We start from the raw sequence: 19,235 nt of genomic DNA on the forward strand, positions 1-19,235 counted from the left end.
TTTTGGAATTAGAGCGAATGGCGTAACTCGAACAGTATCAAATTAAACAACCTGATATTGTAATCGAGCAAGATCTTGAATATCTTGAAGAAGTTTGCGTTTGCTAAAGATCATATTCCATGAGCTTCCACCTAATTGACGCCATAGGTGAGCCATTTGTAAGCCTGTGAATAAACTGGCACGGATGCGATTGGTATGTGCAGAGTCTTTGAAGGCTTCTGCATTACCACGGACTAGAATTCGGGGGTTAATTTGACCAGCAGTGTCGACATAGGTCTGTGCTAAATTGGCAATGATACTTGGATGTAAATAGTTATTATCAAAAAAAGACAGCTGTTTTAATATTTTTTGTTGAGATTGTTCAATAATTTCAACAAACTTTGGATTGCTATAAACTTTTTTTTCCAAGGCCAATAATGACATGGCATAAGTCATTGGCAGTTTTGCATTGGCAATTTTAGGAATTCTAGATTTTGGTGATGCTGAGAAAGGTTGTGTAATGCTACTTTCTAAAGTTTTTAAACCTAAGGAAATGTCTGCCAATTGATTGAAGAAGTCTAAAGTTTGACCTGATGAATTGGCAGTGGCACGGATATTGAGGCTGGCTTTGATGAGCTGTTCAAAATAGAAATTACCACTTTCACCAATACTTTGACGTCCTGACATTGCAGTCATATGCGTCAGCTGTGTTGCTTGAAACACAGCTGCTAACGCCAAAGCTCGGTTTTGGCGTTGATTCAAAGTTTGAGGCTGTTGAAAGGGCAACTCAACCATGCCTAAATTCCTTTAAATAATTTTTAATCATTACTCAATAAAATCTGGTTTTGGTGCATTGGTATGATGAATCACACCCCCACCTAAACAGACTTCATCGACATAGAAAACAACACTTTGTCCCGGTGTTACGGCACGCTGTGCTTCATCAAATTCGACACGAACACCATTTGGCGTGTTTGCATCTTTATAAATTGTACATGCTTGATCAGGCTGACGGTAACGAGTTTTTGCCGTGCATCGGAAACCTGTGTCTGGAATTGCTTGTTCACCCGCAACCCAGTCAATTGTTTCAGACCATAAAATGGTACTCTGCATCAGTGGATGTTCATGACCTTGTCCAACCACAAGACGATTACCTTCGATGTCTTTATGTAGAACAAACCAAGCACCTTCTTCTGCGCCTTTGAGTCCACCTAAACCAATACCACCACGCTGACCGAGCGTATAGTACATTAAGCCGTGATGATCACCAACCTCTTTTCCTGTATCTAAGACAATTTTCCCGGGTTGAGCCGGTAAATATTGTTTTAAGAAGTCATTAAAACGGCGTTCACCAATAAAGCAAATCCCAGTGGAATCTTTTTTCTTGGCAGTGGCTAAACCCAGTTCTTCCGCAATTTTACGTACTTGTGGTTTTTCAATCTCACCAACAGGGAACAAGGTCTTATTGATTTCACGACCATGAACCGCGTGAAGAAAATAAGTTTGATCTTTGTTATTGTCTACACCACGTAATAAAGGCGCATATTGATCACCTTTTGAATTGGTGGTTGTTTCGCCACGGCGACAATAATGTCCAGTTGCAATAAAATCCGCGCCTAAATTGACAGCATGATCTAAGAATGCACGGAATTTAATTTCTTTATTACACAGAATATCGGGGTTTGGTGTACGCCCAGCGGCATATTCTGCTAAGAAATGTTCAAAAACGCGATCCCAATATTCCATTGCAAAATTTGCAGTATGGAGTTTGATCCCAATTTTGTCACACACCGCTTGTGCGTCAGCAAGGTCATCCATTGCGGTACAATATTCCGTGCCATCATCTTCTTCCCAGTTTTTCATGAAAAGCCCTTCAACTTGATATCCTTGTTGAAGTAAAAGTGCAGCAGAAACAGATGAATCTACACCACCCGACATACCGACGATGACACGTTGTTGCATAGGATTAGGCATCCAAATTTGAAATTAAAGGAGAGTTTTGGTGCTCATAGATGAGCGAAAGTGGGTATTTTTGCCCAGAAAGTGCATCTTGTACAGCTTTAATGACCAAAGGACTTCTGGCGCGAGCAGATTCAAGCAGTTCTTCAAGCGTCATCCATTGTGGGCCAATAATATCTGTATCCAGTTGTGCGTCTGGAAAGTATTCAGTCACATGTGCTAAAAAGCAAAATCTAAAATAAGTGCGGTCTGGAAACATGGGTGGGGTATAGGTATAGATCCCCAGTAATGAATTGATTTCTACTGCATATCCTGTCTCTTCCATGGTTTCACGTAACGCAGCTTGAATAATAGTTTCACCACATTCAACATGGCCAGCGGGTTGATTGAAAACAGTATGGCTTACACCTTCAGTATATTCTTCTACAAAAAGAAATTTTCCATCTTTTTCTACAACTGTCGCAACAGTAACGTGGGGTGTCCAAGCGGTCATGACCAGCACCAAGGGAGATAAAGCATTATTCTACAAAATTTAGCACGTGGTGGCTATGTTCATGCGGATTTTCTTTGATCATCCTAAGCGGAGATGTATCGACAATATGCTTAAAATAGTTCTGGGCAAGTTTTCTTATCTTGCATTTGGAGCTGAAATCTCAGCGCTTTAACTGATTAATCTATTATTTTATATCGGTATTGTTGTAGGGTAGAGTGTTTCACATAAAAATTCTCATATAAACTGATGCATTTTGGCCTATCACGCCAACTCAATAGATTACTGGAATATTCATGTGCAGATATGTTGAGTGTTATACGCAATACGTTTGTATGATTATTGGATTCAATACCGAAAGAAGGACTAAATATATTCGTTATATACAGGTGTACACTGCTAAAACATAAAAGACTTTATTTGTTTGAATCTACTGTATCGTCGAATGTTTTTTGGATAGAATTAAAAGACATTGGCTATAAAAGATAGTCAAATCAAAAAAGCTTGAATTGGGGCTTGATCAAGCAACGTTTTATACAGGTAAAGCCAGTTCTTGTTTTAAGATCGCTTAGCCATTCCAATTCTTGGGCATACAATAGGATTTAAAAAGTATGATAAAGAAATTATTATGTATACCTTTAGGTGTATTGCTGATCACTGGGTGTGCTTCAAATCCTAATGACGCCACTTCAAATCTAGGTACACAGGGATTATTAATTTGCCAGCCAAGTGAACTTTGTCCAATCGTCACTGTAGTGTGGAATGAGACACATAAAGACTTTTTAAAGGTAAAACTCAGCTTAAATAGCGCCTATACCAAATATAATATTGAAAAAGTTGTATTTAGTGATGGTGCAAAAAGTCACTCATTTAATGTGATTGGGCCAACTGAAATTGATTTTGCATTTAAAGCAAATCGTTCTCGTAACAGTGTGCTTATTCCAGTCAACCTAATGGGGGACTTCAAAGGCTCGCAAAATATCTTTATGGAAATACATACAGATCAAGGTGTGATTACCCGCTATATTTTAAAAGACAATGTCAAAGCACCAGTATTTGAAGAATTAACCAAATACTACAAGGTCTCTGAATAGCGGTTTGATCCAAAATGTAATGCCTAATTCCACTGTAGTTCAGTGGAATTAGATTTACTTGAGCAACATGTATTCAAATAACAAATACGCTTTTAAGCATGCCTAGATATTTGCTTTAATCTTATGATTAATCGTTCGCTTCTAAATAATGATTTGCTACTTTGACATAGTGTCTTGCTGAATAAGGCAAAAATTCCTTTTCTTTGTCAGTTAAAGGGCGAACCTTTTGCACTGGGCTTCCTACATAGAGATAACCACTTTCTAAGCGCTTACGCGGTGGAACCAGTGAGCCTGCACCAATCATGACATCATCTTCAATCACCACATCATCTAGAACAATTGTATTAATTCCCACTAAAACCCGGTTGCCAATGGTACAACCATGTAAGGTGACATGATGTCCAATGGTCACATCTTCTCCAATCACTAAAGGTGAGCCATTGGGTTTAGCATCATTTTTATGACTGACATGTAACATGCAATGGTCTTGTACATTAGAATAACGGCCAATTTTAATGTGATTGACATCCGCACGAATCACCGCAAAAGGCCAAACCGATACATTCTCCGCCAAAGTTACTTCACCGATTACAACCGAGAGATCATCGATATAACAGGTTGAATCAATTTTAGGATGATGGCCTAAATACGAACGAATATTTTTTTTCATGTTGGCTTCCATGTCAAAAGCAAAATTTAACCAGTGTATTTTTACCGAGTATAAATTAAAAAGGCATCCAAATCTGTGATCAGGATGCCTGTGCTTTAGTCTAATAAATTCAATATTGGTTTAAGCGAATAACTTAGAACAAGTTGCTAAAGAACATTTTGATATGGTCGATCAAGCGAGAGAAGAAGCCTGCTTCTTCTACAGCTTTTAACGCCACTAATGGTTTTTCAGCAATCACTTTACCATCTAAAGTTGCTGTTAATTTACCAACAACTTGACCTTGTTTTAATGGTGCATTTAAGTTGGGTTGAACAGTGACTTGTGTTTTGATGGCATTGGCTTGACCTTTAGGCATGGTCACATTGAAGTTTTCAGCTAAACCAATTTGTACATCATTTTCTTTACCAAAATAAACTTTTGCTTTAGCAAGCACTTGATTTGCAGGTTGAACACTGACTGTTTCAAAGTTTGAATAACCCCAAGCTAACAATGAGCGTGTTTGGCTGGCACGTTCATTCATCGATGGTGCACCAAAAATCACAGAAATCAAACGCATTGGGCCGCGTTTTGAAGATGTGGTTAAGCAATAACCTGCTTCATCGGTATGACCTGTTTTTAAGCCATCAACACTTGGGTCGGTATACAGCAAGGCATTACGGTTACCTTGTTTAATCCCGTTGAAGGTAAATTCTTTTTCAGAATAAATAGGATAATATTTTGAACTGTCATGAATGATATGTTTAGCAAGTACCGCCATATCTTTAGCAGTTGAGTAATGACCCTCAGCAGGCATACCCGTTGCATTGATAAAGTGTGTATTGACCATACCTACACGTTTGGCTTCTTGGTTCATTGCATAGGCAAATGAACCCTCATTACCTGAAATATGTTCAGCCATTGCTTTAGATGCATCATTACCCGACTGGATAATAATGCCTCGTAACATTTCTAAAACTGTTGCAGTACCATTTAACGGCACATACATACAAGATTCAGTACTGCTACCACGACACCATGCAGACTCATTCATGCGAACTTTTTCACTTTCGGTCAGTTCGCCTTTAAGAAGTTTTTGCTCAATGATGTAACTCGTCATCATTTTCGTCATCGAAGCAGGTGCTAATTTTTCATTTTCATTCTTCGATGCAAGAATTTGACCTGTCTCATAGTCCATTAAGACATACGATTTATTATTTAATTCTGGCGGAGTGGTTAAGACGGTTGCTGCATAAGAAAATGAAGGTAAAAGTAATAATGCAGCAATGGCGCTTTTTCGAATCATTCTAGGTCGTTCCAATCGTTATATGAGCACAAACAGGCTAGCATTTTAGGGCAAAGCAAAGCCGACTTCTATAAGGAAAGTCGGCTTATTTCTTACTTATTGTAACTAATTCAATATTTGTTGGATAAATTGCAGAAATCGTTATGACTGATAGTTACTAATGTCATTACAAATTGCTGTGTTTTCAGTATCACCCGCTTTTTTAGCATCACTTTTTGCTTCTTTTAAAGCTCTTTGGAAATCTTTTTGCTTGGCAAGTGATTTTAAGGTTGCTTTAGGATCTTTGTCATTTGGCATATAGTCTTTAAGCAAGTGATCAAAACCTTTATTAAATGCAGCATCTGTTTTGATTAGACTCGGGCAGATATCCGACAATACATAAATTGCAGCCAATTCTTCTTTAGATACTTGTTGCTGGGTGACTTCGATTTTGTCAGATGCGGCAAAAGCATGGGTCATAAATAAACCACTTGCTGAAACAAGGCTTAATGTAAGCATTTTTAACGTCATACGCATAAATAACCTAATCAATTTTTAATTTAAGAATCTGCATAGATTAAACGTAAAAACTGTGAAAAATATAGAGAAAGTGTATCGATGTTGTAGATTTATTTGAAATTTTCGCACACTGAACAATGCAAAAGATGTCAAAAAAGGATTTTTTAACATCGCATTGGGGGGAAGTTTTTTTATCTTATTTTAGTGTGGAAGTTCGAGTACATCAGCACATACTGCTTTGTGTTCAGCTTGATCAACTTCTTTGGCACTGATTTGTGCTTCTTTGAGTACAGTTTGGTATTCTGGATCTTGTTGAAGCTGAGTCAATGTTGTAGGTTTGGACAAATCCTTTAATAAGGTTTGGGTTAAACTTGCAATTTTAGTTTGAAATGCAGGGTTGTTTCCAATTAACGCTGGGCAAACTTCGGCAAGCACCTGTGTTGCGGCAATATCTTCTTTCGCAATTCGATCAGATTCTTGTGAAGTTAATGTTTCTGAAAATGCAGATTGTGCACAAAGTGTGATGAGTGCGATAGAAATAGTATGAGTAAGAGAACGTGTAATCATCTTTATAGTCACAAATTAGATTTAAAATTGAGTAACTAACTATATATAATTGTTCAATAAATTTGAATTAAATTACTCAGTAGTCATTTAATAATTTTTAGTCAGAGAACCTTTTTGTGAATATTTTAGTTGCCAATGATGATGGTGTTTTTGCACCAGGTATTCAAGCTTTAGCAAAAGCATTACGACCTCTAGGTCGAGTTGTTATTGTTGCGCCAGAAAGTGAGCGCAGTGGTTATTCAAGTGCATTAACCCTAGATCGACCACTTCGACCGATTCAAGTTGCACCAGATATGTGGGCAGTCAATGGGACACCTGCTGATTGTGTTTATTTGTCCATGAATGGTTTATTTGATTTTGAGTTTGATTTAGTTGTCAGTGGAATCAATAGTGGGGCGAATTTAGGTGACGATGTCCTTTATTCTGGAACCGTAGGGGCGGCATTTGAAGGACGTTTGATGAAACAGCCAGCAATCGCAGTTTCATTGGCAGGCAGTAATGTACGTTCCTATGACAACCCTGGAGATTATGCACAAGCTGCAAACTGGGTTTACAGCTTTATTGCCAAAGGCTTACCCGAACTGCCTCCACGACATATCTTAAATATCAATATTCCCGATGTCGCTGAAATTTTAGGGGCTCAAATTACATATCAGGGGCGTCGAATACAATCAAAGCCGATAACCAGTCAGGTTGACCCGCGTGGTCGTCAAGTCTATTGGATTGGTTTGGCGGGTGAAGCGGTGACAGATCCGCAAAAAAATGCACAAAACCTGCAATCTGACTTTTTTGCCATTGCCAATGGTTGCGTCAGTATTACCCCAATTCAGATGGATGCAACCAATTACACAATTCTTGAAACACTACAATCACAACTCTCACATAGTCATTTTGATGTATGAGTGTTATAACTTTGTGAAAAAGCACTGTTAAACAGTGAAATGCGTGTGTATTTTGCTAATCTTAAGCAAATATTTTTAAATTTTAAGATTGTAGAGAGGGAAATCAATGCTTTTGGCTCGATCAACACTTCCAATTCAAATGCCTAAGCGATGGATGAAAATCATTTTGTCCACAATAGCAATCACCTCTGCCATAGTGGTGACTGGGTGTGCATCGAAGCCTCAAATTAATAACCCTACACGTTATGCTGTTGCGCCTGACTATTACACAGTTCGTTCTGGTGATACCTTAAGCGCAATCTCTATGCGTTATGGTTTGAGTTATCTCAGTGTTGCTGAAATGAATGATATTGCTGCGCCTTATCGAATTTATGTAGGCCAGTCATTACGTTTGAAAAAAGGTGGGGGCAATGTCACTCGATCTACAACGAAACCGTTGACGAGCAATGAACCGCAAATTCAACGCCAAACGATTAAGTTACCAACACAGCAGCCGACATCGCCAACTGGCACAACGACGGCTCAGCCAGTAACGCCGCCGCCTGTACAAACGACGACGACAGTACAATCAACCCAATTGAGATGGGTAAAACCATCAAATGGATCTGTTATTGCAAATTATAATATTGCGAATAATATTAAAGGAATACGTTTTGGAGGGAATCAAGGTGATCCAATTTTTGCCGCAGCGGATGGACAGGTGGTTTATGCTGCAGATGGATTAAAAGAATATGGTAATCTTGTCTTAGTAAAACATATCGATGGTTACATTACTGCATATGCTCATAACAGCAAAATGTTGGTGAAAAGTGGTCAAACTGTGACAGCAGGACAGAAGATTGCAGAGATGGGATCTTCAGGTGCTAGCAGTACCATGTTGGAGTTTCAGGTACGTTTAGATGGAAAACCGATAAACCCAGCAAATATTTTACCAATAAATTAAATATTTTAATGCAAAGTGTAATTTTCTTCGTATAATACAATGAGTTGTTTTGAACAAAAAAGTGTGAAACAGCTCATAATTTCAGAGGGAAATTTATGTTAGATCAACTTCGGGCAATGGGTGTATTTGCTTGTGTTGTTGAAAAAAGCTCTTTTAGTGGTGCCGCGCGTGACCTTGGCATTACGACTAGTGCGGTTAGTCAGCAAATTAGATCTCTAGAACATGAAATGGAAGTGACACTTCTACATCGTTCTACGCGAAAGCTGAGTTTAACTGAGGCTGGTCAAGCTTTTTTCCACAGTTGTCAAGAAATGCTCGCTGCCGCAGAGCGTGGAAAAATCCGCATTAATGAGTTGCGCGATGATTTAGTTGGGGATTTGCGTATTGCGACAACCCCGGAAATAGGAGCAACCCATGTTGTTCCTGCTTTATCGCATTGGATGTCGGCACATAGAGGTTTGATGGTTCATTTTGAAGCAGATAACCAATATATCGACTTGATTCAAGAGCGTATAGATATTGCTATTCGCATGTCTTCAAAAATCGAAGATGCGAATAACTTGAGCTGTATGCCACTTGCACGAGTCGATCAGATCTTAGTTGCATCGCCAAGTTATTTAAATCAAACAGCGCCTATTTCACGTCCTGAAGATTTACAGAATCATGATTTGATTCCGATAAATATCATGAAAAATTCTCAACATTTTTCATTTCAGCATGGTGCAACAGGTGAAGTTGTTAATTTAGAAATGAAGCATCGTCTTCAGACAAATAACGTATTTGTTGCAAAATCATTGTGCCAACATGGGCATGGTATTGCGCGAATCCTTTATTTAGATGTGCAAAAAGAATTAATGAACGGAACATTGGTTGAAGTGCTTCCAGAGTGGAAATTACCAACTTTCACTTTAAGTGCTGTGACCTTAAAGCGTGAACAGCAGCCGATGAAAATTCATCGTTGTTTGGATGCTTTGAAACAATATTTTAGCCAGTTGCCTGGTGGTAGAATTTTCCAAGAAGCTTCATAAAGTTTTAATTCTAATAAGTTCTAATAAAAAAGCCGCTTTAAAGCGGCTTTTCTATATTTGCAATTTGATAAGCATTCATGACAAAACCAAAAGAGATTAACGGATTAATCTCTTAAAGCATTTATTCGCAATTAGGCAAGAAACTCTTTAATTGCGGGTACTAAGCGTTTTAATAGATCATCTGCTTGCTCATGATTCATATTCAAAGCCGGCAGTAAACGCACCACATTGCCTGAAGTAACGTTAATAATTAAATAATGCTTATCACGTGCAATGTTTACTAATTCGGCACAGTCTTTAGGTAATTCGATACCAATCATCATGCCGAAACCGCGCACAATCACATTTTGCTCCACAAGTTGAGCACGGAACTGATCAACCAGATATGCTCCAATTTTAGCAGCATTTGCAACGATGTTTTCTTTTTGGATCAAGTCAATCACTGTGTAGACAACACGAGAGCCTAAATGCGTACCACTATAAGTAGAGCCATGATTTCCCGCAGCAAGTACTCCAACACCACGACCTTGTGTCATCACAGCACCAATTGGAAAACCATTTCCGAGGCCTTTTGCTGTGGTTAAAACATCTGGAATAATATTGGTGTGTTGGTAAGCAAAGTATTTACCAGTACGGCCATTACCTGTTTGAACTTCATCCAGCATCATTAACCAATTATGTTGGTTGCAAATACGACGAATATCTTCAAGGTAGCTAAAGCCTTGAGGTGCGGTATTGACACCACCTTCACCTTGGATCGGTTCAACCAAAATTGCCACAATATCAGAATGTTGAATAGCGGCTTCTTCAATGGCTTCTACATCGCCAAAAGGCACACGAATAAAGCCTTCAACCAGTGGTGCAAAGCCTTCTTGAACCTTTTTATTGCCGGTAGCTGAAAGCGTTGCAAGGGTACGACCATGGAATGATTGATCCGCAACAATGATTTTTGGGTTGGAAACACCCTGTAAGTGACCAAATTTACGTGCAATTTTAATTGCACCTTCATTTGATTCTGCACCACTGTTTGAGAAAAAGATTTCTTCCATACCTGAAACTTCAGCCAGCTTTTGCGCTGCTGCAGTTTGCCAAGCGACTTCGTAAATATTGCTGGTATGGATTAATGTAGCCGCTTGTTCTGCAATAGCCTCAGCTAGAACAGGATGAGCATGTCCTAAGCCACACACAGCAATACCCGTCAATGCATCTAAATACTCAGTACCATTTTCAGTATAAAGATAAGAACCTCGTCCTCGGACAAAGCTGATCGGTTGACGGCTGAATACAGGCATCAAGTGTGAAGGTTGATCAGTTTGTACCGGAGCGAGGGTAATGTTATTCATAACTAACTCTTATCTGTTAGGAGTGGAAAGGGTAAAAGATTATCTAACCAAAATATGCACAAGATTTAAAGCTTTAATATAAATAAAATTGGAAATAATCGTCTAGACATATTCTTTATTGTGGATTTAGGTATAATGCAGGCAGATGAGTTGAGGATTTAATCAATGACTGAACAAGCGCGTGATACAGAAGCGTTAATTCGCGATCAAATAGCTAAACATGCAGTACTTCTTTATATGAAAGGTACACCGCAATTTCCACAATGTGGTTTCTCTGCACGTGCAGTTGAAGCACTTAGCCAAATTGGTCGTCCATTTGCTTATGTAAATATCTTGGAAAATCCAGATATTCGTGCAACTTTGCCACAAATTGCAAATTGGCCTACATTCCCGCAATTGTGGATTAATGGCGAATTGATTGGCGGTAGCGACATTATGCTAGAAATGTTCCAAAATGGTGAATTAAAGCCATTGATCGAGCAATATAGCCCAGCACCAGATGCTTAATAAGTTGATGATGTAGAAAAAGCACCGGAAGGTGCTTTTTTATTGGCTAGGCTTTATGTTGTTGTCACGTGACTGAATTGATCAACAATCTAGAGAAATTAGGTTATGGCTGATGAGCGGTTCCAATCTTTGTTTGTATATTTAACAAGCTATCAGTATGAATCAGACAAAGCTTTGAATATTCAAAGCTTTGTCTGATTGAGGTCTATCCAAGAAGCAATTTAAGCTGACTTGCGCTTATTTTGCTTTGCTGCAACTTCAGTTTGGTTTTCGTCAGTAATGATGCTTGTTGATTCAGCTTCTGCCTTTTTCAGTTTTTTCCCTTTGTTCTTTTTTTTCTTTTTCTTTGGCTTGTGCTCTATTTCAACGCCATCTTCCAAGGCTTGCCAATATTCAAGCTGTGCCATCACTGCCGCATAGATTGAACCTTTGGTATAACGACCTTTTTTATCTAATGCCCCAACAGGACGTGCCATTAGGATTTCTAAAGCTTGATCAATGGTGTCTATTGCATGTATATGGAATTGACCCTCATTGACAGCCTCAATCACATCATGGCGAAGCATTAAATGCTGCATATTTTGACGTGGAATAATCACCCCTTGTTTGCCTGTCAATCCTTGGAGTTTGCACGCATCGAAGAATCCTTCAATTTTTGCATTGACCCCACCAATAGGTTGAACTTGACCCAATTGGTTCATCGAACCTGTGATCGCCCACGATTGATCAATAGGTAATTGGCAGATTGCGGAAATCAATGCAGATAGCTCTGCAACCGTGGCACTGTCACCATCTACTTGACCATAACTTTGTTCAAAGGCGAGGGCAGCAGAGAAATGCAAAATCTGTTCACGACCAAAATGAGCTTTTAAGAAACTCGACATCAGCAAGACACCTTTGGCATGTAATGAACCACCAAGTTCTACACTGCGCTCAATATCTAGAATGTCACCACCACCTTGATATACCGAAGCGGTTAAGCGTGACGGTAGACCAAACTCAACATCAGCATAGTGGATCACGGATAAAGCATTGATCTGACCTAAACGATGGCCGCGTGTCTCAATCAGTTGCGTACCACGTGACAAGTCTTGCCAATAAAGCTCTCTTAAATAGCCTAAGCGATATTGACGATGTTTTAGGGCAGTGTTGATATGATGAGAGGTGACTAACTTTTCATCTGACTGTGCAGCGTGATGATGAGATTCACGGATCAAGTCACCTAGGGTCAAAGCATGTAAAGACAATGAACTCTGGTCTTCAGCTTGGCGGCTTGAATCTGTTAGTAATGCCGCCAATGCTGAGCGATCAAAAGGCAGTAATTTGTCTTGTTGAACATAGTCTGCAATCAGTTGCATATAAGCTTGTTCATTATCATCATTACGTTGCAGGGTATCGGTAAAATCAGCACGAATTTTAAAAACACTGCCTAATTCTGGCTCTAGTTCTAAAATTTCATAATAAATTTCAGGTTCTGCCAATAAAACCACTTTTAAGTTGAGCGGCACAGATGCAGGCTCAATTGAAATACTGCCAGTTAAAGTCAGCATGTGCTCAAGAGAAGACAGCTTTAATTGTCCTGATTTTAAAGCACGTTTTAGCCCTTGCCATGCATAAGGCTGTTCTAACAGCTGTTCTGCTTCTAAAATTAAAAAACCACCATTGGCTTGATGCAATGAGCCTGGGCGAATCAGAGTAAAGTCGGTGGTGATGGTGCCGTTTTGCGTCAGCTGTTCAACATGTCCTAGTAAATTATAGTGTGTTGGGAAGTCTTCAAAAATAACTGGTGCACCAGAGTTTGGCTTATTGCTCACCACAACATTGGCTTGGTAACGTGAAGGAACCCGATTAAATAAAGCAGGAGAGAACTCTTCGCCTTCTTGATCTAAAATCGTTTCAACATTTTCAATGATATCTGCTGCAAAATGCTTTAAGTATTGATCGAGTCCGTGTACGGTTTTAAATTTACTTAAAATCAAATCTATACGAGGAATCACCACTTGTTTGGCAATATCACGATTCAATTCAGAAACTTGATCACGTGCATCATCTTCCAAATCACCTAACTGAAGGCCAAGCCGTTCAAGTTTTTTATCCATATAACGCATATTGGAATTAATTTCTGCGCGCTGTTTACTGTCGAGCGCATTAATATCTTCCTGTGACATTTCCAATACTTTGTCATCTTTGACATGGATCGGCACAAAAATATGTTCATCGTTACGATTAATCAGTTTTAGGTCGAGGTCTTCGCCTTCTTTGGTCAGTTCAACCAAAGCGAGTTGTTGCTCATTTCCCGTGATTTGACGAATACGTTCAATACGATTGTGATAAGTTTCAGCACTAAAGCGACGTTCAAGTTGCTTGAGAATGGTTTGCCATGCTTGGTGGATTAAAGCTTGAAACTTACTGCCTTGACCCGCTTGAAAACGCAGTGCAATCGGTTGTCGCGCATTTTTAAAATTATAAACATAGACCCAATCATCAGGCGTTTGCATGGTTTTGGCATGCTGCTGTAATAAACGCTTGATCATGGTTCTTTTGCCAAGACCTGCCGTCCCCACAGCAAAAATGTTGTAGCCTGAATAAGGTAAAGCAATCCCTGCTTCTACAGAGGCTCTGGCGCGATCTTGCCCTAAGAAATTATTTAAAGGCTTGATTCTCTTGGTTGAGGTAGGAATCTTGCTCAGATTAGGGATATGCGTCAGTTGTTCTGATTTTAGTGCGGTTTGTGTCAACGTGTTTTGAATTTCCGTTTGATCAAAAGCAGATGGAAAAATCGTTTCAGTTTTTTGTATTGGGGTTGCAGTCGTCGTAATTGAAACAGTGGTAGAGCTTAATTGATCGTGTCTTTGGGTCACAGGTGAAATCCAAAACTTATATGGGTTGAAAAGTTAAAGGTATACAGGATTGGGGGTAAAGATCAAGCGCCAAAAGCGGAAATATCTGTAAAAGCGCTCATCAGTTGCATAAAAGTGATTGAAACTCTAAGCATTAAGCGGTTGAATAGCACTATTTCATTTTTCAGAAAATAACAACGCAATGACAACGCAACTATCTCAGCAATCAGCTGAGCAGAATTCCACAGCAAAAAATGGATGGAAATCTGCTTTTGCCGCTTTTATCGATCGGCGTGCTGCAATTATGCTCTTTCTTGGGTTTTCAGCAGGTATTCCAATTCTGCTCATTTTCTCAAGTTTATCTTTATGGTTAGGTGAGGCCGGAATTGAAAAAAGTGCAGTGACTTTTTTTAGTTGGGCTGCGCTGGGCTATTCTTTTAAATTTGTATGGGCACCGCTGATTGATGAATTACCCGTCCCGATACTCACCAAAAAACTGGGTCGGCGCCGTGCTTGGTTGTTGATTGCACAAGTACTGATTATCTGTGCGATCTGTATTATGGCATTTTCTGATCCAGCTTTGGGCCAAAGTTATATTTACCAAATGGCTGTGGGGGCAGTATTACTGGGGTTTTCCGCAGCAACACAAGATATTGTGATTGATGCCTATCGAATCGAGCTGGCTGAAACCGAGATGCAAACGGTGTTGGCATCGACCTATAACGCAGGCTATCGTTTAGGGATGATTCTCGCTGGTGCGGGTGCTTTATTTCTTGCTGCTTCTTTGGGGACTGCAAAAGGGAACTATATTTATGAAGCGTGGAAATATACTTATTTAACGATGGCGCTGGTGATGCTAGTGGGTATTATCACCACTTTAGTGATTCGAGAACCCTTGGTTAATCGAGTTGATAAACACTATAAAAATATTGATTACTATCGTTTAGTTTTGGTCTTTATTTTGGCTGTGGCGAGTTTTGTTTGTTTATATATTTACTCCGATGACATGGTTCAATATCTGCAAGCGACTTGGAAAGTCGAAGACAACTTGCTGAAGTTTTTAATGGAAGCTGTACGCTTTTTAGGCTCAGGGCTCGGTGCAATTCTTGTTGCTACATCGTTGATTCGTTTTGGTGTAGTCAATAAAAAGATGGCCTATGAGACTTGGGTTAACCCGATTGCTGATTTTTTTAAGCGTTATGGGGTAAAGCTGGCATTGGTTCTGCTGTTATTGATCGGTTTCTATCGAATTTCAGACATTATTGCAGGTGTTATTTCGAATGTTTTCTATCAAGATTTAAACTTCACCAAAGAGCAAATTGCAGAAGCCGTTAAAATTTACGGAGTTATTTTTAGCCTATTGGGTGGTTTTTTAGGTGGCTTACTTGCACAACGTATGAACATTATGAAATTGATGTTTGTCGGTGCTGTTTTGGCAAGTTCAACCAATTTGATCTTTATTGGATTGGTGAAATCTGGTGCACCGATGCAAGCTGTATCTGTACAGATTGGCGATAAGAAATTTCAAGCTCAACCTGATGAAGTAGGCTATTGGAAAGTTTCTGTGCCTCGTCAGGATTTGGTAGGGGAAAATACCATTCATATCAAAGCAGCACTAGTTGATCAGGCTGTCGTGAATGAATATGCGGTGCCTTATTTAAAAGACAATGCCAAGCCCCAAATTCAATTATTGCCTATTACTAGTGACAATCAATTGTCTGCAACAGAAGCAAAGCAAAGTATCGTGGTTAAGGGGCAGATTGCGGGAATACCTGTATCTGAGCTTAATCCAGATCAGCCGATTACCCTTAAACTTGATGGCAAAACATATCCTGCAAAATTAGATAAAGATGGTTTGTTTAGTGGTGCGATTGACGGTAAAGCCTTATATGCTTCTGGCTCAAAAAATGTGATCGCTGTGGTCAATTATCAACACGCACAAGCGGTATTAAGTACTCAACAAAGCTATCAATTAACAACGATAAAAAGTGATATCGATGTGGATATTCAACCACTTCCAGTGATCAAAGCGGATTCCTCTGCAGCCGTTGAAATTAAGGGTAAAGTGATTGAAAAATATAGTTCTGGTTGGCTGTATTTTGCCATTGTTGTCGATAATTTAGCCTCTGGTTTAGCGGGTGCAGCATTTATTGCGTTCTTGTCTAGTTTGACCAGTGTGTCATTTACAGCAGTTCAATATGCGATCTTTAGTTCATTGATGACGCTTACACCTAAGATTTTAGGCGGGTATTCTGGAACAATTGTTACCCACATTGGTTATCCTAAATTCTTTTTAATGACCACCTTAATTGGTATTCCGATTCTATTGCTTGTGTTATGGGTTGGAAAATTATTGCGAGAACATCAAGCACAAAAGGTGAATCAATCCATCGAGTAAGCGACTGAATTACTCAAGATAGATTTACGATGATTACAAGTAGCCTATTTTATCTTATAGATAAAGTAGGCTTTTTTTATCGGAAGGTGGTTTGAATCATTGGATTGCTAACACATTCAAACAGCTTACTCGAAAGATAAAGCTGTAGTGTTCAGCTAAAAATAAGCGGTTATTGCTTAAAAACAATCCAAAAGACGGCATCATTGTGCAGCTGAAATATAGATAAATTGAAATATTGAACTGTATTGCCTATATTGGCAGATGATATCTGATCAAACAGGAAAATAAATCATGCGCATGTTGCATACCATGTTACGAGTAGGCAATTTAGAACAATCTTTAGCGTTCTATACTGAAGTTCTCGGTATGACATTACTTCGTAAACGTGATTATGAAGAAGGGCGGTTTACTTTAGCATTTGTGGGTTATGGTGATGAAGAGCATCATACCGTGTTAGAACTTACCCATAACTGGGATACTACAAGTTATGAATTAGGTAATGCTTATGGACATATTGCCATTGGTGTCGATGATGCCTATAAAGCCTGTGAAGAGATTAAAGCGCGTGGTGGTAATGTGGTACGTGAAGCAGGTCCTATGAAAGGTGGTGTCACAGTCATTGCTTTTGTTGAAGATCCAGATGGTTATAAAATTGAATTGATCCAACAAGATCAAGATGCACGAAATAATTAGGGGGCTGTTGACAATTCGTCTACGTTTGCGACTAGGTGTGTTTTTTAGGCGATACTAGGCGCGAAATACGAAATTTAGCTATTCTAAATGATGAGAAACATCGTTTCGCAAGGTGACAACGTAACGGCAAAAAACACGCTAGTCCCGAAGGGTTGTGGCTAAAATTATCTCAGCCTACGTTATGAAACTCGAAAATAGTCTCGCTATTCTCTTCGTTTCATGCCTTGCCTGCTCAATTTTAACCTACAACGCAAGCCATTTATGAAATGCCTATAGCCCCATCATTTAAAAATGATGGGGCTATTGTTTATTTGGCAAAGACATATCAATAGACCTTAAATTAACTTGATATGTGTCGTAAATAAATAGTGAACATTTAGCCAAATGAGTAGCTTTATTTATTTCGCTCAGTAAGATTGAATTTTACCCGATAGTAAAATTTAACTACTGGGCTTTTTCATGTTTAAAATACAGGACGTTGCTTATGAAAATGTTGAAATTATTAGCATTGGATCGCTTTACGATACTTTTAATCGCGATGGTGGTTTTAGCTTCTATTTTACCGATTTCAGGTCAGGCAGCGCTTATCTTTGGAAAAATCACCACAATTGCGATTGCAATTTTATTTTTCCTACATGGCGCAAAATTATCACGTGAAGCTGTGATTGAGGGGATTTTGCATTGGAAATTGCATGGATTGGTTTTTGCTTTTACCTTTTTAGTTTTTCCTTTATTGGGACTAATGGCAAAACCTGTGCTTGAACCTTTGCTGGGTCAACAGTTGTATTGGGGTTTTTTGTTTATGTGCTTTTTGCCGTCGACAGTACAATCGTCAATTGCATTTACCTCTGTTGCAAAAGGGAACGTGGCAGCGGCTGTATGCAGTGCCTCATTTTCAAACCTGATCGGTATGTTTATTACTCCGATTTTGGTGAGCATATTTATTTTCGGTCAATCTAAGCATAATTACGATCCAACTTCTTCTATTATCGAAATCACCTTGTTGTTGTTGGTTCCATTTGTTCTAGGGCAGGTATTACGCCCTTATGTATTTCCATTGATGCAGAAAATGCCAAAGATCGTCAAAGTTTTTGATCAAGGCTCGATTTTGATGGTGGTCTATGGTGCATTTAGTGGGGCAGTGGTGGCAGGTTTATGGCATCAGGTCAGCTTATCTACATTGATTTACCTCACCTTGGCATGTTCGATTCTACTCACGGTGATTATGCTGTTGGCGTTGTATGTTCCAAAATGGCTTGGATTTAGCAAAGCAGATCAGATTTCAATCTTCTTCTGTGGATCGAAGAAAACCCTTGCCAGTGGTGTGCCTATGGCGCAGATTTTATTTATTGGGCAGCCTTTAGGTATGATTGTGTTACCGATTATGATTTTCCATCAAATCCAGTTAATGGTTTGTGGGGTGATTGCAAACTACTGGTCAAAGCAAAAACATTCTGACGAATAAATTAGTATCGATTGGCTCGCAATTTATAAATATTTCGAGTATAATCTTGCCCACTTGTTGTGCTTAGCTCTGACGCTTATAGTCTCGGTGGGCCAAAAGAAATGGTCTGTTGTGGTGTTAACCTGCTGGTTTTTAATTTAAATCTGCTTTCCTCAAAGTTTTATTAGATTTTGAGAGTGGTTAATTGCGATGACAGCTAAACCTTTCTTAACTTAGGAGAATCGACCATGCGTGCCGATATTCACCCAAAATACGAAAAATTAGTTGCTACTTGTTCATGTGGTAACGTTATCGAAACTCGTTCAGCTTTAGGTAAAGAAACACTTTATCTAGACGTATGTTCAGCTTGCCACCCATTCTATACTGGTAAACAGAAGAATGTTGATACTGGCGGCCGTATCGATAAATTCAAACAACGTTTTGCTGGTATGTCACGTTCTGTTAAGCGTTAATACGACAAAACATAAAAAACGGGCTTTAGCCCGTTTTTTTGTTGCTGATTTTTATCTCGTGTTGATCTATTTCAGGATTAGACAAAGTGATAGATTTAAAAAAGGTTGAGCATTTTAAATGCTCA

At 39.1% G+C, this 19,235-nt stretch carries 18 protein-coding genes; 9 read left to right on the forward strand and 9 right to left on the reverse strand.

The genetic code is table 11. From position 1 onward, the window contains the following. Positions 1 to 42 precede the first annotated feature (42 nt). From hflD to AS4_RS08410, 3 genes are read right to left on the reverse strand one after another with little or no spacing between them, the layout of a single operon-like run. Positions 43 to 774: a high frequency lysogenization protein HflD gene (gene hflD / locus AS4_RS08400; RefSeq protein WP_004820699.1), complete on the reverse strand. Its 732-nt coding sequence runs from the start codon at positions 772 to 774 to the stop codon at positions 43 to 45. 30 nt (positions 775 to 804) lie between these two features. Beyond that, complete coding sequence (mnmA, locus tag AS4_RS08405; protein ID WP_034613669.1) at positions 805 to 1,941, reverse strand: tRNA 2-thiouridine(34) synthase MnmA; 1,137 nt, start codon at positions 1,939 to 1,941, stop codon at positions 805 to 807. Positions 1,942 to 1,945: 4 nt separating this feature from the next. Further along, positions 1,946 to 2,431 carry an NUDIX hydrolase gene (locus AS4_RS08410; protein WP_004820704.1) on the reverse strand — a complete coding sequence of 162 codons (486 nt, stop codon included), beginning with the start codon at positions 2,429 to 2,431 and terminating at the stop codon, positions 1,946 to 1,948. Positions 2,432 to 3,039: 608 nt separating this feature from the next. On the opposite strand from AS4_RS08410, the gene AS4_RS08415 reads away from it, so the two are divergent. After that, positions 3,040 to 3,522 carry a hypothetical protein gene (locus tag AS4_RS08415; protein WP_096733854.1) on the forward strand — a complete coding sequence of 161 codons (483 nt, stop codon included), beginning with the start codon at positions 3,040 to 3,042 and terminating at the stop codon, positions 3,520 to 3,522. Positions 3,523 to 3,649: 127 nt separating this feature from the next. Here the strand turns inward: AS4_RS08415 and AS4_RS08420 are convergent, their stop codons facing one another. From AS4_RS08420 to AS4_RS08435, 4 genes are all read right to left on the reverse strand, one after another. Next, positions 3,650 to 4,192: a gamma carbonic anhydrase family protein gene (locus AS4_RS08420; RefSeq protein WP_034613668.1), complete on the reverse strand. Its 543-nt coding sequence runs from the start codon at positions 4,190 to 4,192 to the stop codon at positions 3,650 to 3,652. Positions 4,193 to 4,325: 133 nt separating this feature from the next. Beyond that, positions 4,326 to 5,474: a D-alanyl-D-alanine carboxypeptidase PBP5/6 gene (gene dacC / locus AS4_RS08425; RefSeq protein ID WP_096733855.1), complete on the reverse strand. Its 1,149-nt coding sequence runs from the start codon at positions 5,472 to 5,474 to the stop codon at positions 4,326 to 4,328. Positions 5,475 to 5,615: 141 nt separating this feature from the next. Further along, a complete protein-coding gene (locus tag AS4_RS08430) occupies positions 5,616 to 5,990 on the reverse strand; it encodes an MCR_0457 family protein (protein ID WP_004721274.1) in 375 nt (124 codons plus the stop codon). Positions 5,991 to 6,173: 183 nt separating this feature from the next. Continuing rightward, entirely contained in the window at positions 6,174 to 6,539 is a 366-nt protein-coding gene (locus AS4_RS08435) for an MCR_0457 family protein (protein WP_034613664.1), read from the reverse strand. Between the two features lie 116 nt (positions 6,540 to 6,655). Here AS4_RS08435 and surE point away from each other — a divergent pair, with 116 nt between their 5' ends. The 3 genes from surE to AS4_RS08450 all read left to right on the forward strand — a co-directional run bounded on the left by surE (position 6,656) and on the right by AS4_RS08450 (position 9,412). Then, positions 6,656 to 7,441 (forward strand): 5'/3'-nucleotidase SurE, encoded by a 786-nt coding sequence (gene surE / locus AS4_RS08440; RefSeq protein ID WP_034613661.1) that lies wholly within the window; start codon positions 6,656 to 6,658, stop codon positions 7,439 to 7,441. Positions 7,442 to 7,547: 106 nt separating this feature from the next. Next, positions 7,548 to 8,384, forward strand: a complete 837-nt coding sequence (locus AS4_RS08445) for a peptidoglycan DD-metalloendopeptidase family protein (RefSeq protein WP_034613659.1) — start codon at positions 7,548 to 7,550, stop codon at positions 8,382 to 8,384. Positions 8,385 to 8,479: 95 nt separating this feature from the next. Then, entirely contained in the window at positions 8,480 to 9,412 is a 933-nt protein-coding gene (locus AS4_RS08450; protein WP_004721269.1) for a LysR family transcriptional regulator, read from the forward strand. Positions 9,413 to 9,543: 131 nt separating this feature from the next. Here AS4_RS08450 and AS4_RS08455 read toward each other — a convergent pair whose 3' ends face one another. Beyond that, positions 9,544 to 10,755, reverse strand: a complete 1,212-nt coding sequence (locus AS4_RS08455) for an aspartate aminotransferase family protein (protein WP_096733856.1) — start codon at positions 10,753 to 10,755, stop codon at positions 9,544 to 9,546. A 165-nt stretch (positions 10,756 to 10,920) separates the two neighbouring features. Here AS4_RS08455 and grxD point away from each other — a divergent pair, with 165 nt between their 5' ends. Continuing rightward, complete coding sequence (grxD, locus tag AS4_RS08460; protein WP_004820720.1) at positions 10,921 to 11,262, forward strand: Grx4 family monothiol glutaredoxin; 342 nt, start codon at positions 10,921 to 10,923, stop codon at positions 11,260 to 11,262. Positions 11,263 to 11,483: 221 nt separating this feature from the next. Here the strand turns inward: grxD and AS4_RS08465 are convergent, their stop codons facing one another. Continuing rightward, positions 11,484 to 14,123, reverse strand: coding sequence for a Lon protease family protein (locus AS4_RS08465; RefSeq protein WP_096733857.1), 2,640 nt, complete (start codon positions 14,121 to 14,123; stop codon positions 11,484 to 11,486). A 181-nt stretch (positions 14,124 to 14,304) separates the two neighbouring features. Between AS4_RS08465 and AS4_RS08470 the strand changes: the two genes are divergently transcribed. The 4 genes from AS4_RS08470 to rpmE all read left to right on the forward strand — a co-directional run bounded on the left by AS4_RS08470 (position 14,305) and on the right by rpmE (position 19,110). Then, on the forward strand, positions 14,305 to 16,500 hold the full coding sequence (locus tag AS4_RS08470; protein ID WP_096733858.1) for an AmpG family muropeptide MFS transporter: 2,196 nt from the start codon (positions 14,305 to 14,307) through the stop codon (positions 16,498 to 16,500). A 291-nt stretch (positions 16,501 to 16,791) separates the two neighbouring features. After that, positions 16,792 to 17,193: a lactoylglutathione lyase gene (gene gloA, locus AS4_RS08475; protein ID WP_096733859.1), complete on the forward strand. Its 402-nt coding sequence runs from the start codon at positions 16,792 to 16,794 to the stop codon at positions 17,191 to 17,193. 484 nt (positions 17,194 to 17,677) lie between these two features. Next, positions 17,678 to 18,658 (forward strand): bile acid:sodium symporter family protein, encoded by a 981-nt coding sequence (locus tag AS4_RS08480; RefSeq protein ID WP_004820726.1) that lies wholly within the window; start codon positions 17,678 to 17,680, stop codon positions 18,656 to 18,658. A 227-nt stretch (positions 18,659 to 18,885) separates the two neighbouring features. Beyond that, positions 18,886 to 19,110 carry a 50S ribosomal protein L31 gene (gene rpmE, locus AS4_RS08485; protein ID WP_004721254.1) on the forward strand — a complete coding sequence of 75 codons (225 nt, stop codon included), beginning with the start codon at positions 18,886 to 18,888 and terminating at the stop codon, positions 19,108 to 19,110. The last annotated feature ends 125 nt before the right edge of the window (positions 19,111 to 19,235 follow it).

This window comes from Acinetobacter guillouiae (assembly GCF_002370525.2).
In the GTDB taxonomy this organism is placed as follows: domain Bacteria; phylum Pseudomonadota; class Gammaproteobacteria; order Pseudomonadales; family Moraxellaceae; genus Acinetobacter; species Acinetobacter guillouiae.

What these genes read in the sequence shown, in the direction of transcription:
- AS4_RS08430 (WP_004721274.1), bottom strand. Translation starts at nt 5,990, where the DNA reads ATGCGTATGACGTTAAAAATGCTTACATTAAGCCTTGTTTCAGCAAGT.
- rpmE (WP_004721254.1), top strand. Translation starts at nt 18,886, where the DNA reads ATGCGTGCCGATATTCACCCAAAATACGAAAAATTAGTTGCTACTTGT.
- AS4_RS08410 (WP_004820704.1), bottom strand. Translation starts at nt 2,431, where the DNA reads ATGACCGCTTGGACACCCCACGTTACTGTTGCGACAGTTGTAGAAAAA.
- AS4_RS08435 (WP_034613664.1), bottom strand. Translation starts at nt 6,539, where the DNA reads ATGATTACACGTTCTCTTACTCATACTATTTCTATCGCACTCATCACA.
- AS4_RS08470 (WP_096733858.1), top strand. Translation starts at nt 14,305, where the DNA reads ATGACAACGCAACTATCTCAGCAATCAGCTGAGCAGAATTCCACAGCA.
- hflD (WP_004820699.1), bottom strand. Translation starts at nt 774, where the DNA reads ATGGTTGAGTTGCCCTTTCAACAGCCTCAAACTTTGAATCAACGCCAA.
- AS4_RS08445 (WP_034613659.1), top strand. Translation starts at nt 7,548, where the DNA reads ATGCTTTTGGCTCGATCAACACTTCCAATTCAAATGCCTAAGCGATGG.
- AS4_RS08420 (WP_034613668.1), bottom strand. Translation starts at nt 4,192, where the DNA reads ATGAAAAAAAATATTCGTTCGTATTTAGGCCATCATCCTAAAATTGAT.
- dacC (WP_096733855.1), bottom strand. Translation starts at nt 5,474, where the DNA reads ATGATTCGAAAAAGCGCCATTGCTGCATTATTACTTTTACCTTCATTT.
- mnmA (WP_034613669.1), bottom strand. Translation starts at nt 1,941, where the DNA reads ATGCAACAACGTGTCATCGTCGGTATGTCGGGTGGTGTAGATTCATCT.
- AS4_RS08450 (WP_004721269.1), top strand. Translation starts at nt 8,480, where the DNA reads ATGTTAGATCAACTTCGGGCAATGGGTGTATTTGCTTGTGTTGTTGAA.
- AS4_RS08455 (WP_096733856.1), bottom strand. Translation starts at nt 10,755, where the DNA reads ATGAATAACATTACCCTCGCTCCGGTACAAACTGATCAACCTTCACAC.
- AS4_RS08415 (WP_096733854.1), top strand. Translation starts at nt 3,040, where the DNA reads ATGATAAAGAAATTATTATGTATACCTTTAGGTGTATTGCTGATCACT.
- AS4_RS08480 (WP_004820726.1), top strand. Translation starts at nt 17,678, where the DNA reads ATGAAAATGTTGAAATTATTAGCATTGGATCGCTTTACGATACTTTTA.
- grxD (WP_004820720.1), top strand. Translation starts at nt 10,921, where the DNA reads ATGACTGAACAAGCGCGTGATACAGAAGCGTTAATTCGCGATCAAATA.
- gloA (WP_096733859.1), top strand. Translation starts at nt 16,792, where the DNA reads ATGCGCATGTTGCATACCATGTTACGAGTAGGCAATTTAGAACAATCT.